At 36.0% G+C, this 14997-nt stretch carries 15 protein-coding genes and 1 pseudogene; 12 read left to right on the top strand and 4 right to left on the bottom strand.

The genetic code is table 11. The features are described 5' to 3' along the window. Positions 1 to 88: 88 nt before the first annotated feature. The 7 genes and pseudogenes from AC0KUU_RS08700 (at position 89) to AC0KUU_RS08670 (ending at position 5694) form a co-directional block, all read left to right on the top strand. Positions 89 to 301 carry a hypothetical protein gene (locus AC0KUU_RS08700; RefSeq protein ID WP_013083131.1) on the top strand — a complete coding sequence of 71 codons (213 nt, stop codon included), beginning with the start codon at positions 89 to 91 and terminating at the stop codon, positions 299 to 301. Between the two features lie 259 nt (positions 302 to 560). After that, positions 561 to 692 (top strand): YjcZ family sporulation protein, encoded by a 132-nt coding sequence (locus AC0KUU_RS08695; protein WP_016764087.1) that lies wholly within the window; start codon positions 561 to 563, stop codon positions 690 to 692. A gap of 604 nt (positions 693 to 1296) precedes the next feature. After that, a pseudogene (locus AC0KUU_RS08690) lies at positions 1297 to 2895 on the top strand (M4 family metallopeptidase); the annotation flags it as partial. Positions 2896 to 3210: 315 nt separating this feature from the next. Further along, the gene (locus AC0KUU_RS08685; RefSeq protein WP_043982440.1) at positions 3211 to 3951 is read left to right on the top strand and encodes a metallophosphoesterase family protein; all 741 of its coding nucleotides are present in this window, start codon (positions 3211 to 3213) and stop codon (positions 3949 to 3951) included. A gap of 276 nt (positions 3952 to 4227) precedes the next feature. After that, the gene (gene fsa, locus AC0KUU_RS08680; protein ID WP_043982442.1) at positions 4228 to 4896 is read left to right on the top strand and encodes a fructose-6-phosphate aldolase; all 669 of its coding nucleotides are present in this window, start codon (positions 4228 to 4230) and stop codon (positions 4894 to 4896) included. Between the two features lie 164 nt (positions 4897 to 5060). Beyond that, positions 5061 to 5279 carry a spore germination protein gene (locus AC0KUU_RS08675; RefSeq protein WP_025752385.1) on the top strand — a complete coding sequence of 73 codons (219 nt, stop codon included), beginning with the start codon at positions 5061 to 5063 and terminating at the stop codon, positions 5277 to 5279. Between the two features lie 127 nt (positions 5280 to 5406). After that, positions 5407 to 5694: a hypothetical protein gene (locus tag AC0KUU_RS08670; RefSeq protein WP_043982444.1), complete on the top strand. Its 288-nt coding sequence runs from the start codon at positions 5407 to 5409 to the stop codon at positions 5692 to 5694. 29 nt (positions 5695 to 5723) lie between these two features. Here the strand turns inward: AC0KUU_RS08670 and AC0KUU_RS08665 are convergent, their stop codons facing one another. The 3 genes from AC0KUU_RS08665 to AC0KUU_RS08655 all read right to left on the bottom strand — a co-directional run bounded on the left by AC0KUU_RS08665 (position 5724) and on the right by AC0KUU_RS08655 (position 7779). After that, positions 5724 to 6395, bottom strand: a complete 672-nt coding sequence (locus AC0KUU_RS08665; RefSeq protein ID WP_043982446.1) for an NAD(P)H-dependent oxidoreductase — start codon at positions 6393 to 6395, stop codon at positions 5724 to 5726. A 301-nt stretch (positions 6396 to 6696) separates the two neighbouring features. After that, positions 6697 to 6837, bottom strand: a complete 141-nt coding sequence (gene sspL, locus AC0KUU_RS08660; protein WP_013057030.1) for a small, acid-soluble spore protein L — start codon at positions 6835 to 6837, stop codon at positions 6697 to 6699. A gap of 171 nt (positions 6838 to 7008) precedes the next feature. Next, positions 7009 to 7779 (bottom strand): SDR family NAD(P)-dependent oxidoreductase, encoded by a 771-nt coding sequence (locus tag AC0KUU_RS08655; protein ID WP_043982448.1) that lies wholly within the window; start codon positions 7777 to 7779, stop codon positions 7009 to 7011. A 195-nt stretch (positions 7780 to 7974) separates the two neighbouring features. Between AC0KUU_RS08655 and AC0KUU_RS08650 the strand changes: the two genes are divergently transcribed. From AC0KUU_RS08650 to AC0KUU_RS08640, 3 genes are all read left to right on the top strand, one after another. Further along, on the top strand, positions 7975 to 9582 hold the full coding sequence (locus tag AC0KUU_RS08650; RefSeq protein ID WP_162214240.1) for an ATP-binding protein: 1608 nt from the start codon (positions 7975 to 7977) through the stop codon (positions 9580 to 9582). Beyond that, complete coding sequence (locus tag AC0KUU_RS08645) at positions 9579 to 10286, top strand: response regulator (RefSeq protein ID WP_043982452.1); 708 nt, start codon at positions 9579 to 9581, stop codon at positions 10284 to 10286. Before AC0KUU_RS08650 ends, AC0KUU_RS08645 begins: the two co-directional genes overlap by 4 nt. A gap of 197 nt (positions 10287 to 10483) precedes the next feature. Further along, entirely contained in the window at positions 10484 to 11791 is a 1308-nt protein-coding gene (locus AC0KUU_RS08640) for a CitMHS family transporter (protein WP_043982454.1), read from the top strand. A gap of 35 nt (positions 11792 to 11826) precedes the next feature. Here AC0KUU_RS08640 and AC0KUU_RS08635 read toward each other — a convergent pair whose 3' ends face one another. After that, positions 11827 to 12426, bottom strand: a complete 600-nt coding sequence (locus AC0KUU_RS08635; protein ID WP_043982455.1) for a DedA family protein — start codon at positions 12424 to 12426, stop codon at positions 11827 to 11829. 337 nt (positions 12427 to 12763) lie between these two features. On the opposite strand from AC0KUU_RS08635, the gene AC0KUU_RS08630 reads away from it, so the two are divergent. Together AC0KUU_RS08630 and AC0KUU_RS08625 are read left to right on the top strand one after the other, a co-directional pair. Then, entirely contained in the window at positions 12764 to 14044 is a 1281-nt protein-coding gene (locus tag AC0KUU_RS08630) for a GntP family permease (RefSeq protein WP_080781698.1), read from the top strand. 19 nt (positions 14045 to 14063) lie between these two features. After that, positions 14064 to 14840, top strand: coding sequence for a 3-hydroxybutyrate dehydrogenase (locus tag AC0KUU_RS08625; RefSeq protein ID WP_043982456.1), 777 nt, complete (start codon positions 14064 to 14066; stop codon positions 14838 to 14840). The last annotated feature ends 157 nt before the right edge of the window (positions 14841 to 14997 follow it).

Genomic DNA, 14997 nt, shown 5'->3' with positions numbered 1-14997 from the left:
AGGTAATCAGTCAAAGGGAGAAGAAATTTTGCAACAAGTTGTTTAGTAAAGTTATAATATTCTATGTTGGAGTAAAATAAGCAAAGGAGTGGTTACGATTAAACAGAAAAAGTGGATTAACATATTTCGTATTCTGTATATTATTTTTGCTATTATTGCGATTGGAGCATCTTTTGGAGACTATTCTTTTGGGCTTAATAATCCCCGCATAGTCAGTTTAACGGCTCTTGTTTTGGCGGTTATCTGTATTGTTCCGTATTACATACTTCGCTTTAAAGAACAAGCTTCTAAAAGTAAATAAGTTAATATTTGTTATCTTAAAAGAGGCTGTGACAAAAGTATTTTAGTTGAAGGGAGATCCGAACGATTCATCGTTCGGATCTTTTTATTGTTATGGTGAACATGGGTTTAATCTAGCTGGTTGCTTCTAGCGGTTGATTGGAGTGATTTCGTTATGTCTCAGTCTTTTTTTATCGTCATAAAAGGGCGATAAATGGGCGAGCATTTTTTCTAGCCTGTACATATGCTATAGAGTAAACAGGCTACGGAGGTGAAGTGAAATGGGATTTTACAACTGGGGTTACGGCGGTGGTTATGGCTACGGCGGCTACGGTAGTTACGGTGGCGGTTTTGCATTAATCGTTGTACTATTTGTTTTATTAGTTATCGTTGGTTGTACATGCTTGAAATAAACAGAAAAAGCACGGATTTACAAAGATTTTAGTAGATTCGTGCTTTTTTATGTTCATAAGAAGGGCAGTACTATAATAAAATAATGTTGTGCATGTACATAAAAAACATACAAAAAATTTAATTAATAGATTAAAAAAATAAAAAAATGAAGAGGCAGAGTAGATTTAAGCCTCAAAAATGGTCTGGAATTTATAATTTTCCTTATAAGTAATTTTTGTAAAATGCTTCTCAGGACTGATAGTAAGACCGAATAATACTCCATAGGCCGCTAGTTTTTATCAGCTGACTTGAAGAATTATTTTACTTGTATGAAAATCAACAAAATGATTTTCATATAGTTTAAATAGGTAAAAAAGACTTATTGCAAAAGGTTTATTCTTAATTTTTATAATAATAGGAATATTAAAATAATATATAGACGTAGTAATTTTTAGTTGCTATAATGTTGCTAATTATCACAATTAACAGAAAAATTGCGGTAATTAAATTTACTAGGGATAGGGAGAAAAAACTATGAAAAAGAAAAAACAGGCTTTAAAGGTATTATTATCAGTTGGTATCCTTTCTTCATCATTTGCTTTTGCACATACGAGCAGTGCAGCGCCAAATAATGTACTTTCAACCGAAAAGTATAACAAAGAAATTAAATCTCCTGAGTTTATTTCTGGAAAGCTTTCAGGCCCATCATCACAGAAAGCTCAAGACGTCGTATTTCATTATATGAATACAAATAAAGACAAATATAAATTAGGAAACGAAAATGCTCAAAACTCATTTAAAGTGACAGAAGTAGTGAAAGATCCCGTTGAACAAGCAACCGTTGTACGCTTGCAGCAGGTATATAATAATATTCCTGTTTGGGGATCTACTCAATTAGCACACGTAGCGAAAGATGGAACCTTAAAAGTTGTATCAGGTACAGTAGCTCCTGATTTAGATAAAAAGGAAAAGCTAAAAGGACAGAAACAAGTTGACAGCAAAAAGGCGATTCAAGCAGCTGAAAAAGACTTAGGCTTTAAACCGACATATGAAAAATCCCCTTCATCTGAACTGTATGTTTATCAAAATGGTTCAGACACAACGTATGCTTATGTAGTAAATTTAAATTTCTTAAGCCCTGAACCAGGAAACTATTATTACTTTGTTGATGCTATTAGCGGTAAAGTGCTAGATAAGTACAATACGATTGATTCCGTAGCTGGTCCAAAAGCCGATGTGAAGCAAGCGGCAAAGCCGGCAGCGAAACCTGTAACAGGAACAAATGCTATTGGCTCAGGTAAAGGAGTGCTTGGAGATACTAAATCTTTAAAGACAACGTTATCTAGTTCTACTTACTACTTACAAGATAATACAAGAGGGGCGACAATCTATACGTATGATGCAAAAAATCGTACATCTCTGCCAGGTGCACTATGGGCAGACACGGATAATACGTATAATGCAACCCGCGATGCAGCTGCAGTAGATGCTCACTATTATGCAGGCGTGACATATGATTATTATAAAAACAAATTTAACCGCAACTCCTATGACAATGCAGGAGCTCCGCTAAAATCGACTGTTCATTATAGTAGCGGCTACAATAATGCGTTTTGGAATGGCTCCCAAATGGTATACGGAGATGGAGATGGAACTACTTTTGTTCCGCTATCAGGAGGATTAGATGTTATTGGACATGAATTGACGCATGCGGTCACAGAAAGAAGTTCTAATTTAATCTATCAATATGAATCAGGTGCATTGAACGAAGCAATTTCCGATATTTTCGGAACATTGGTAGAATACTATGACAACCGTAATCCAGATTGGGAAATTGGAGAAGATATTTATACGCCTGGTACAAGCGGTGATGCGCTTCGTTCAATGAGCAACCCAGCGAAATATGGAGATCCGGATCATTATTCAAAGCGCTATACAGGTTCTAGTGACAACGGCGGAGTTCATACAAACAGCGGTATTATCAACAAAGCTGCCTACTTGCTAGCTAACGGAGGAACGCATTACGGGGTTACTGTAACAGGCATCGGCGGCGATAAGCTAGGGAAAATTTATTACCGTGCTAATACGCTATACTTCACTCAGTCTACAACGTTTAGCCAAGCGCGTGCAGGTTTAGTACAAGCTGCTGCTGATCTATACGGTTCAGGCTCTCAAGAAGTAATTTCAGTAGGCAAGTCATTTGACGCAGTTGGTGTTCAATAAGTTGTAAACCAAAAGTCGCAAGATAAATGAGGTATCTTACGACTCTCTATACTACCTTACTACCTTACTACCAATAAAGGAGTACTCGTATAAATATATTACAGTACTCCTTTATTTTATGTTAATAAATAAGGAAAACAGATTTCTTCTTGATCTATAAAAATCCACTTCTTATTCCTCCCTTTTATGTCCATTCGAATTATACCGTTGTTTGTTAAATGAAGAGAACACGTTTTAGTAAACGGTCTTATTATAAAATGTTATAATAAAGAAAAGAATTGAATACATACATATGAAAAAGGAGTGGAGGAATCAATGGACAAAATTGCTGTTATTTCAGATATCCACGGAAATCTTCCTGCATTAGAAGCAGTTTTAGCTGACATACAACAGCGAGATATCCATCGCATCATTTGTCTAGGTGATTTAGTAGGAAAAGGACCGGATTCAAGTAAAGCGATTGATATCATAAAAGAAAAGTGCGAAGTAACAGTAATGGGAAACTGGGATGACTTCATTACAAAGCCTGCGGAATTCGAAGCGTTGAAATGGCATCAGAAGAAGTTAAGTTCAGCCCAAGAGGCATACTTAAAGGAACTTCCTTTTTCCGTTGAGTTTATGATGAGCGGAAAATTAATTAGAATGTTTCACGCTTCACCTAGAAGTCTTTATGATCGAATTCAACCCTGGGATTCACTTGAAAAGCGCCTTAGTCTATTTGCTAATACGGAATATACGGAAAATATAAAAGGATCAAGAGAGCCAGATGTTATCTGTTACGGAGATGTACATAATGCATTTATTCAACATATTAAAGGGAAAACGCTATGCAATGTAGGAAGTGTAGGAAACCCGCTTGATTTACCACAAGCTTCTTATCTTATCTTAGAAGGAAAGGATCAAGACGAAAGTTCTTCAGCATTTTCTATTCAATTTGTACGTATTCCATACGATATTGAAAAGGCTATCGAATTGGCGAGAGCTGTAGAGATGCCGGATTTTGAACCCTACGTTCAAGAATTAAAAACAGCTCGCTATAGAGGATTAAAAAATTAAGAATAGAATGTATTTCAACCTTCAGCATAAATACTGAAGGTTTTTTAGTGGAGTATATGAGGGGTTTTTCAACACCATTAGTATGATACATGCAAATAAAAGTTATTCCGATGAATTTAAGGAAGGGAAAACTTGGAGAAAAACATACAGCATTTGAAAGGAAATAAATTTTATTTTATGAAGACAATATGAAGAGGGCAATTCCATTTGAACATAAAGTCATGCAAAAACGCCCCTGAAAAGCTGTTTTTATCATAACGAGTGGAGGAATATAGGATGAAATTTTTTATTGATACAGCTAACCTGGAAGATATTAAAAAAGCATATAAAATTGGAGTATTATCAGGTGTTACCACAAACCCTTCGCTAGTAGCTAAAGAAGGCGTAAAGTTTAAAGATCGCATCGAAGAAATTTTAAAAACCGTCCCGGAAGTAGAATCCGTTTCAGCAGAAGTCACGCCCGACACAGTAACAGCAGATGACATGATTGCTCAAGCAGAAGAGCTGATAAAAATTAATGGAGGAGACAAAAATATAACGATTAAACTTCCTATGACCATTGCTGGATTGGAAGCAACCCGTTATCTAGCTAAAAAAGGCGTAAAAACAAACGTAACGTTAATTTTTACAGTAAATCAAGCGCTTCTAGCAGCTCGTGCCGGTGCCACATACGTATCGCCATTTTTAGGACGCTTAGACGATATTTCAGAAGACGGTGTTTATCTGGTATCTCGAATTGCAGAGCTATTTCGAATTCAACACATTGACTCACAAATTATAGCAGCGTCAGTCAGACACCCAGATCACGTCACACGAGTAGCTCTTGCTGGGGCTCATATTGCTACAATTCCGTATGCCGTAATTGAACAATTAGTAAAACACCCGTTAACAGAGCAAGGAATTGAAAAATTTGCATCAGACTGGGAAAAAGCTGTAAAAAGTTAAATTCACTGAAGGAGAAGACATCACTTTAGTGTCTTCTCTGCTTAAAGGATATACGAAGATTCTTTTTTTCTATTTTGCAGCAAACAACTTATCAATAATAGGCGAACATCCTATACATATATGCAGAGATGACATACGTTAATAGAAACGAAAGAGGTGTTAAAATGGGCTGTATTATTAACATTGAAAATATCGTGACTAACGGGTTAAAAGACAACTCGAACGTAAGCGTAGGCTGTGTTGTACAAAATAGTCACACAGCAAATACAAAATCGGTAGGAGCTTGTTTTTCGTTTGGAAACGGCTCTCCTGCTATTGCCTCTATGACAAACAGTAATATCGACTTTTGCAAAGGTGAAGAAAATAAAGAGCAGCAATCTTAAAAGCAATTCCAGAAATACTCTTTCTGGAATTGCTTTTTGGTAAGTGATAGAGTTTAGTTAACAAGGTGTTTTGGCTTTTAAAAGAAAAACATACATTCATTCATGAGGAAGGGAGTTGAGGGGTGCTATGAGCATTATTTCTATGATTCCTTATACATACGTTGAAAGAAAAATAAAACGAACACAAAAGGTGACAATTCAGCATTCAAAAGACATGTGTTTATACGCTGATAGTATTGAAACACAAAACGATTGCTTCCACATTAATGACGTATTTGACATCTCTTACAAATGCGTTTCAAAAGACAGCGGCTTTTTATACTTACATACAAATCAAGGGATGTTCGCTTATACCATACAAACCGATCCTTCTGCCTTTATAACAGCATATAAAAATATAAAAACGAAGGAGTGACGCAATGTCACCCCTTCGTTTTTCGTTTCTTATTTTACCCACTGTACAACTTGATCCATACTTCTTCTCGTTTTTCCGCGTTTAGGTTCATGAATTCGGTAGCCGAACGCAACCATAACGGAAATATCAAACTTACCGTCTTCTAGTAATCCTTCTTCTTTTAGAATTTCGTGTACTTGGTCATAGTTAAATCCTTCAATCGGACAAGAATCAATACCAATTTGAGCAGCTGATGTCATCATATTAGCTAGTGCAATATAAGATTGTTTGCTAGCCCAATCAAATAGTGCTCGCTTGCTTTCGAACAAATGAAAATCATTTTCTTGGAAATCTTTATAACGAGGCATTAATGTCTCTAATACATCATCCGGCATTTCTTTTACGTTTTTTTGAAGATTCAACACATATTCAGAGTCATATCTTGCGTCTGTACGAGAAAGAATAATAACAAAATGACTTGCTGTAGGAATTTGACCTTGTGCTCCCCAAGAAACAGCTTTTAATTTTTCTTTTAAATCTTTATTTTCAACGACTAAAAACTTCCATGGCTCATAACCTACTGAGCTTGGAGATAAGCGCCCTGTTTCTAAAATGAATTGGAAATCTTCATCGGAAATTTTCTTCGTTGGATCAAACTCTTTTGTAGCATGACGAAAGTTAAATGCGTCTAAAATTTCTTGTTTTTTATCTGTATGGTTCATGTGTAAACAACCTTTCTGTGAAAAATATTTAGTGATGAACTGTTCAGAGTAATCTATACCCTGTATAGCTTACAATTAACAGCCAGTTAACATACAATTTGTCATAAAATCCGTTTGCAGATTTATCATAATTCATATAAATCATTCTAACAAGTACGCACATTTTTGTTGTATAGTATACTGTTTTATACTATTGATGCAGTTTCGTAAGAAGCAGAAAGGAGTCAACAATCTGGGGAGTTTCGTTTTCGAAAAAGTAATTAAGAGGAAGAGAGGAGAAGAGTGATCTTCTCCTTGTTAATTAAATTTTTGTATTTGACTTTTTCGCTTTGTTTTCAAGTTCACTTTTCGGTTCTGTTGAAAATTCAACATCTTTTCCGTGTCCTTGAGGGTTAACTCCAGGAGCTACTTGACCGCGGTTAGCAGATTTTTTTGTACCCATTTTCGTCACCTCCGTTCGGTTAGTATGTACAAAAAGCAACACAAAAATTAGGAAGTCAAGCGTGGAAAGATAAATAGGAAAAGATTATCTTTAAGCATCTTCATTACATAAACAAGATAGTTACTCATTTAAACGGCCATAAAAAAACACCCTTGGAAGGGTGTTTTTCGTTTAAGAATCTGAACTTGTTGCTCTGTCTGCGTATGGATAGATAGGATCTTTTAATTGAAATTCGTAAGTCACTCCATCTACAAGCCCTACCGTTTTATTGCTATCATAAAGGTCCAGCATAAAAGCAGCCATTTCTTTTGACGTATGAAACTTAGGTACTCGTCCTTCGTATTCAAAATCACTCATATCCATCGAACGCTGTGCAAATTCTGTTTCAGTAGCCGCCGGAGCTAGAACTTTAGCCTGCATTTTTGCTCCTCTTCCTTTTAATTCTTGAGAAAGACCTTCTGTAAATGCACTTACGTAGAATTTTGTTGCGCAATAAGTGACTGCATCAGCAACAATGGTGTAGCCGCCTCCAGAAGAGACATTAATAAGCTGTGTACCTTCAACGTTTTCATAATCTCTTACAAATAGAGAAGAAAGAATGGTTAAGACTTCGATATTTAAATGAAGCATTGTTTCAATTTTAGTTAATTTTTGTTCACCGACAGAAGCAAAGTTTCCGAATCCAGCATTGTTAATCCAAGTTTCTAATTCATACTCTTTGAGTGACTCATAAAACGTATGAGCATTTTCTGCCACGGATAAATCAACCGACTGGACAATAACATTTACATCTTGGTTCAGTTCTTCAATTTTTCTTTTTAACTCTTCTAGCTTGTCCTCTCTACGTGCAGCCAATATAAGATTTTTTCCACGTGCTGCAAAAGCTAAAGCTGTTTCATATCCAATTCCTGAACTTGCGCCAGTGATTACTGTATATTTCATGTTGATTCCTCCATTTTCGATGTTTTCCAATTGATTATAATTGTTAAAGTATACTTTAAGTCAAGCGTTTATTCGATTTATTTTCCCCTTTAGACGTCTATTTATAAACATTTGAAGTTGGGTGCTAAACTTTTTTTCTTTTATGCTACACTTGAAACAACAGCCGAAATTTCATTTCATTAAAAGGAGGAATGTATGCGTTTTCTTAATGTGAATAGAAGACCTAGTTTACTTGCCCAAATTACATTGCTTATTACGGTAGTTATTCTTGTGAGTACCGTCCTTGTATGCATTTTATTTTCTGCAATGATAGATGAAATTGTTGAAAAATATGTAGGTAAGCAAGCTATGACAGTAGCAAAATTAGCTTCTGAAGACAAAATGATTGTAAAAGCTTTTAAGAATAAAAATCCTTCTGAGCACATCCAACCTGTTGCAGAAAAAATAAGAAAAACCACTGGGGCAGATTACGTCACCATCGCTAATGATAAAGGAATCCGCTATTCTCATCCCAATAGTAGCTATATTGGAAAACATACCAAAACAAGCAACGAAGCTTCTTTAAAGGAGCATCAATCCATTATTTATAAAGGAAAAGGAATTTCAGGATTTGCAATTAAAGCCAAGACCCCCATATGGGATAGCCGAGGAAACGTAATAGGCGTTTCGTCAGTAGGGTTTCTTGTAAGCAATATAGAAAAACAGATTAATGATTATAGAATAAAAATCATTAAATTGTCCTGTATTCCTTTTCTTATTGGAGCATTTGGAGCTTTTTTCATTGCAAGGCGGGTAAAAAGACTAATATTTGGACTGGAACCGGAGGAGATTTCCTTTCTTTTTAAAGAAAAAGAGGCTACCCTTGAATCTATTCAAGATGCTACTGTTACTGTAAATGTTGAAAAATATGTAACGTCGATGAACAGAAGGGCCAGAGAACTATTTGGTCATCTTCAAATAGGAGGAGAGATAAAGAACGCCCGTTTAGGACAGCTAATTGATCAAGCGATAGAAAAGCAGCGGGTGTATTCTAACCAGTCCCTTGTATTAGATGGTCAGCAGTATATTTTAGATTTATCTCCTATTGTAAGAAAAAAAGAAGTGCAGGGTATCGTCCTTACTATAAGAACTTTATCTCAAATTGAAGAATTGACAGAAGAAATTTCTAAAATTAAAATGTTTTCTGATAATTTACGTGCTCAAAATCATGAATTTTTAAATAAGCTGAACGTGATTTATGGATTGTTAAAGTTAAAGAAGTATGAGCATGTCATGCAAATGATTTCATCAGAGGTAAAGGAACGCCAAGATATTATTTCTTTTTTAATGTCTTCTGTAAAAGATCCTTTGATTGCAGCATGCTTACTTGGAAAGATCAATCGTTCGAAAGAATTAGACGTCACTTTAGAAATTGACCAAGATAGTAACTTAACAAGTACTTTAGATATCGAAGACGCAAAAAACGTTGTTTCTATCTTGGGGAATTTAATCGATAATGCGCTCGAGGCTGTGCGAGAACATAAAGGGAACGTGCTGGTATCTTTTACAGATGTAGGAAATGACCTGATTTTTGAAGTTGAAGATAATGGACCAGGGATATCAAAAGAAGTAGAAAATATGATTTTTATAGATGGTTACACAACGAAAAAAGGTGAAAATCATGGAATTGGATTGACTATTGTTAAAAGATCTGTAGAGCTGCTTAAAGGTGAACTATACATAAGCAAAAGTATGTTACAAGGAGCAAGATTCACATTAGTTATCCCAAAGTTATTAAATAATGAAAAGGAAGAATCGATATGACTGAAAATCAAATTAATGTCATGATTATAGAAGATGATTCTACAGCTGCACAAATTTATGAACAATTTACTAAGAAACTAGAGCATTTTACTGTTGTTGCGACAGCAGGATCTGGAGAACAGGCTTTAGAACTACTAACAATATTTACGCCGCAATTAATTTTATTAGACGTCTTTTTACCAGATATCAACGGAGTGGAGCTGCTGTGGGAAATCAGAAAGAAGTATCGAGGAATCGATATTATTTTAATAACGGCAGCCAATGATGTTGAAACAGTAGGGGAAGCAATAAGAGGAGGAGCATTTGGTTATTTGGTGAAACCTGTAATTATTGATAAATTTTTATCTACTTTAAAACATTATCAGTCTACGAGAATAGAATTAACCGAAAATAAAATGATTAACCAAGATAAAATAGACCATTTATTTAGAACGCGTCATAACCGCCATACTCAATCAGCAGCTGCAGTAACAGAACTTCCTAAGGGGATTGATAAACATACTCTTCGTTTAGTAAGAGATAAAGTTCGCGAAGTTCAGCAGAGCTCGAATGTAGATGAGTTTGCTCAACTAGTAGGTATCAGTTATTCAACAATGAGAAGGTATTTAGAGTATTTAGTATCTTGTAAAGAAATGCAGGTGGAAATAGTGTATGGAAGTGTAGGGAGGCCTGAGCGGAAATACCGAGTAACTAGTTTTACATAAAAACGAGATAGCGGTTCTTTGTCCGCTATCTCGTTTTTATGTAGAAATGATGCATGAAAAAAATGAAAAAAATTACTTTTATAAAAGATATTAAACTTATGTTAGTTATCTATGAACCTGCTTTAACAAGTGATACCTTTTTAGTAACGTGTAGCAAACAAAAATGAAACCGTTATCAAAAAGGAGGAAAAATATCCGTGCTTTCTTTATTAGGATTTTTAATGGTTGCAGTATTCATGTATTTAATTATGTCAAAGCGACTTACCCCAATGGTTGCTCTTATCATTATTCCAATTATATTTGGTTTAATAGGCGGTTTTGCTAGCGGAATGGGACCTATGATGCTAGAGGGTGTAAAAGATATTGCTCCTACAGCTATTATGATTTTATTTGCTATTTTATATTTTGGATTAATGATTGATTCAGGATTGTTTGACCCTCTCGTTTCATTCATTTTAAAGGTTGTAAAAGGAGATCCTCTAAAAATCGTTGTCGGAACTGCTGTGCTTTCAATGATGGTTGCTTTAGATGGCGATGGAACTACTACCTATATGATAACGGTCTCTTCTTTGCTTCCATTATATAAACGGCTAGAAATGAATCCGCTTATCCTAGCAGGAATTGCGATGCTATCTATGGGAGTTATGAATATGACTCCGTGGGGAGGTGCTTCTGCTATGGCTATGAGTTCATTAAATTTAGATTCGTCTCAGTTGTTTTTGCCTTTAATACCTGTAATGGGTTTTGGACTTCTATGGGTGCTATTTGTTTCTGTTGTCCTTGGAAGAAGGGAAAGAAAAAGGTTAGGAGTTATCAATATTAAACATTCTGCAAATGAAATCGCACATGCAGATGAATTAGAGGGAATAGCGCAACATTTAGACTATCGACGTCCTAAGTTAGTATGGTTTAATTTTCTCCTTACCGTTAGTCTTATGGTGTGCTTAATTATGGACTTTATGTCGCTGATGCTTTTGTTCATGGTAGCGTTTGCTATTGCATTATTAATAAATTATCCAAACATCAAAGATCAACAGCAGCGAATTTCATCTCATGCAAATAATGCGGTAGCCGTCGTTTCAATTGTTATTGCAGCAGGTATTTTTACAGGAATTATGTCTGGAACAAAGATGATTGATGCTATGGCAAATACACTTGTAGGAATAATCCCAGATGCAATGGGTCCTTTTTTGCCAGTTATAGTAGCATTTTTAAGTGCTCCTTTTACATTTTTTATGTCTAATAATGCCTTTTATTTTGGCGTATTGCCAATTATTGCTCAAGCTGCCGAAAGTTATGGCATTAGCGCAGCTGAAATTGGAAGAGCTGCTATCTTAGGACAACCTGTTCACGTGATAAGTCCCTTGGTAGCAGCAGCTCACTTATTAATTGGAATGGTAGGAATTGAATTTAGTGATTTGCAACGCTTTTTAATTAAGTGGGCGCTAGGAACTACGGCAGTGATGACAATAGCTGCATTAATTTTAGGTGTTATTTCTATCTGATAAAAAAAGACCCCAAAGGGTCTTTTTTTATACTCTTACGTTGAACTAGACTGTTCGCTGCAGCTGTTTTTTTTAAAATAGAACTTATAAATTAAAAATCCGCATACAGCCACTACCGCTGCAATTAAAATATAGGTTTGTGCATCTGAAATAAAAGATTGAATGGACTTAAAGTTTCCGATTTGCCCTAACCAAAGCATGGCAATATTCAAAGGAAAGATACCAAGAAATGTGAGCAGAGCAAACGGCATAGGTTTCACTTTAGATAGCCCTGAAAGGTAGGAAATGTAGTTGCCGAGCCCTAAAGGACGAGCAATCGCAATACTCCATAATCCGCATTTTTTAAACCATTTTTGTGATTTCTCAAATGCTTTTTTCTTTTTTGATAATTTTTTCTTTACCTTATCCTCTAATTTATAGCCTATCCCATACGGTATAAAACTAAAAGCTGTATAAACGGCGCTTCCTGCAAGAGCGATTAATAACAATTTCACTATGTGCATGTTTAATAAGTATCCGTAGGTAAGGGTGAGAAGAGAACCGGGAAACGGCAGGGAGGAAGCCTCAATGGCCAGTCCGCTTAAAAGTCCCCAAATTCCAAATTGTTTCAGTAAGTCTGTTATGAAATGTAGCATAAGATCGCCTCTTTTTCTGTGTCATAACATTCAAATACCCATCTATATGTTCGGAAAAACTTATAAAAGAAAAGAAAATAAAGGAAGAAAGCGGGATGTGACAGAAAAAAATTAGCTTGTACAAGGAAAAAGGAAGGAAGTGTATTTTATAGCTTCTACTCAGAAGTAAAACTATAGGAAAAAAATAATTGAGGGTGAATTTTTAAATAAACTACGACTTTTATTCATAGTTTTTATTACTTTTATTCATTTTACTTATAAAAATAGCGGATGTAAACTTGTTGTGTTGTGAAACAATCCATTATGTATAGATATTAAAAGGAAAGGAGGTTACCGTGTGGTTATTATTGTAGGATTGTTATTGTTGATGTTTTTTGCTTATCTAGGATGGTCTATTATCTGGGTGGCACCTGTTGTAGCTACATTCGTTGCTTACTTTAGCGGTTTAAAAGTACTGCCTACTTATACAGATGTGTATATGGGAGGGTTTGTAGATTTCGCTGCAAAATGGTTCCCCATCTTTTTATTAGGAGCCGTCTTTGGAAAGCTAATGGAAGATACAGGCGCAGCCAAATCGTTGGCGCAGCGTATTGCTAAATTATTTGGAAGTAAAAGAGCCATTTTAGGGGTGCTAATTGCTTCAGCCATTTTGACATACGGCGGAGTGAGTCTATTCGTTGTTGTCTTTGCGATTTATCCTTTAGCAATCGCGCTATTTCGAGAAGCTAACGTATCGCGAAATTTACTGCCAGCAACCATTGCACTCGGAGCATTTACGTTTACAATGACAGCGATTCCAGGTACGCCTCAAATCCAAAATCTGATTCCGACTGCTACATTTAAAACGAATGCAATGTCCGGTTCGATTATTGGAATTGTTTCAGGTCTTATTATGGCAGTGGGAGGATATTTATGGTTAGCTTATCGTGATAAAAAATTAAAAGCTAAAAATCAAGGATTTACCGAGCCTAATGAATCATCAGTCGCAGCGAGTGATGAGCAGGACTCGATGAATGTAATATTAGCTATTTTACCGCTGATTGTCGTTGTCGTGACGTTAAACGTTTTAAAATGGGAGCCTATCGTTTCATTATTAATTGGTATTTTTTCTATTTTACTTATTAATTTTAAACACTATAAAACGTTTATTTCTTCTATAAATGAAGGAGCAAAAGGATCCGTGATGGCTGTTATTAACACGAGTGCAGCAGTAGGTTTTGGCTCGGTTATTACAGCAGTTCCAGAGTTTAAAGATGTCACGCATGTGTTGCTAAACATTTCGAGCAATCCACTCGTTTCAGAAGCATTAAGCGTTCAAGTGCTAGCGATGATCACGGGTTCAGCATCCGGCGGTATGGGTATTGCGCTTCAAGCATTAGGAGATACGTGGTATCACTTGTCTCAAACGACGAATTTAAGTGCCGATGCTCTTCACCGTATTGCAAGCGTTGCGTCAGGTGCATCTATTTTACCGCATAACGGTGCGTTGTTAACGCTATTAGCCGTAACTGGTCTTCGGCATAAAGAAACGTATAAAGACGTATTTGTTGTTGCATTTATCATCCCGACAATCGCTTTATTTGCAGGAGTCGCATTAGCGGCAGCCGGTATTATTTAAAAACAGGAGGAGAATACACATGGTTGAAAATCAAGTAATTGTAATCACAGGAGCAGCAAGAGGAATTGGGTTTGAAATAGGTAAACGATTCGCAGAAAACGGCGGGAAAATTGTGTTATCCGACATTGATCAAGCTGCTGTAGAAGCTGCAGCACAAAATCTTCGTGAAGCTGGATTTGAAGCGCTTGGTGTCAAAGCCGATGTAACAAAAGAAGAAGAAATCAAACATTTAATTGCAACAGCAAACGCACATTTTGGAGCGGTTCATACGTTCATTAATAACGCTGGCTTGCAGCATGTTTCTCCAATCGAAGAGTTTCCAACTGAAAAATATGAGTTAATGATTAAAATTATGCTAACAGCTCCATTTATGGCGATTAAGCACGCGTTTCCGATTATGAAAAAACAAGGGTTCGGACGTATCATTAACGTTTCTTCTATCAACGGTTTAATCGGTTTTGCGGGCAAAGCAGCTTATAACAGTGCTAAACATGGTGTAATTGGGCTAACAAAAGTAGCTGCTCTTGAAGGCGCAGCACACGGTATTACGGTGAATGCACTTTGTCCTGGCTATGTGGATACACCACTAGTGAGAGGTCAGTTAGATGGTTTAGCTAAAACAAGAAATGTACCATTAGAGAGCGTGCTTGAAGAAGTTATTTATCCTTTAGTCCCTCAAAAAAGATTACTAGACGTGAGCGAAATTGCTGACTACGCTATTTTCTTAGCGAGTGATAAAGCAAAAGGTGTAACTGGTCAAGCGGTAGTAATGGACGGCGGATATACAGCTCAATAAAAAATAGAATAAGTCATTAAAAGCATAAAGGAGTCTAATGAGCTCCTTTATGCTTTTTTATGTTATACCTATTCTATCGAGCTAATCAACGTTAAAATATAACTAGGCTATACATAAAATAAGCCTTATACTATTTCTCCTGTAAAGATAAATAGTA

This window comes from Priestia sp. ST2, assembly GCF_055810735.1.
The sequence above is the reverse complement of the archived record's forward strand: the minus strand, read 5'-3'. Positions and strand labels throughout refer to the sequence as shown.

What these genes read in the sequence shown, in the direction of transcription:
- fsa (WP_043982442.1), top strand. Translation starts at nt 4,228, where the DNA reads ATGAAATTTTTTATTGATACAGCTAACCTGGAAGATATTAAAAAAGCA.
- AC0KUU_RS08695 (WP_016764087.1), top strand. Translation starts at nt 561, where the DNA reads ATGGGATTTTACAACTGGGGTTACGGCGGTGGTTATGGCTACGGCGGC.
- AC0KUU_RS08670 (WP_043982444.1), top strand. Translation starts at nt 5,407, where the DNA reads ATGAGCATTATTTCTATGATTCCTTATACATACGTTGAAAGAAAAATA.
- AC0KUU_RS08675 (WP_025752385.1), top strand. Translation starts at nt 5,061, where the DNA reads ATGGGCTGTATTATTAACATTGAAAATATCGTGACTAACGGGTTAAAA.
- AC0KUU_RS08655 (WP_043982448.1), bottom strand. Translation starts at nt 7,779, where the DNA reads ATGAAATATACAGTAATCACTGGCGCAAGTTCAGGAATTGGATATGAA.
- AC0KUU_RS08685 (WP_043982440.1), top strand. Translation starts at nt 3,211, where the DNA reads ATGGACAAAATTGCTGTTATTTCAGATATCCACGGAAATCTTCCTGCA.
- AC0KUU_RS08645 (WP_043982452.1), top strand. Translation starts at nt 9,579, where the DNA reads ATGACTGAAAATCAAATTAATGTCATGATTATAGAAGATGATTCTACA.
- AC0KUU_RS08625 (WP_043982456.1), top strand. Translation starts at nt 14,064, where the DNA reads ATGGTTGAAAATCAAGTAATTGTAATCACAGGAGCAGCAAGAGGAATT.
- sspL (WP_013057030.1), bottom strand. Translation starts at nt 6,837, where the DNA reads ATGGGTACAAAAAAATCTGCTAACCGCGGTCAAGTAGCTCCTGGAGTT.
- AC0KUU_RS08665 (WP_043982446.1), bottom strand. Translation starts at nt 6,395, where the DNA reads ATGAACCATACAGATAAAAAACAAGAAATTTTAGACGCATTTAACTTT.
- AC0KUU_RS08635 (WP_043982455.1), bottom strand. Translation starts at nt 12,426, where the DNA reads ATGCTACATTTCATAACAGACTTACTGAAACAATTTGGAATTTGGGGA.
- AC0KUU_RS08650 (WP_162214240.1), top strand. Translation starts at nt 7,975, where the DNA reads ATGCGTTTTCTTAATGTGAATAGAAGACCTAGTTTACTTGCCCAAATT.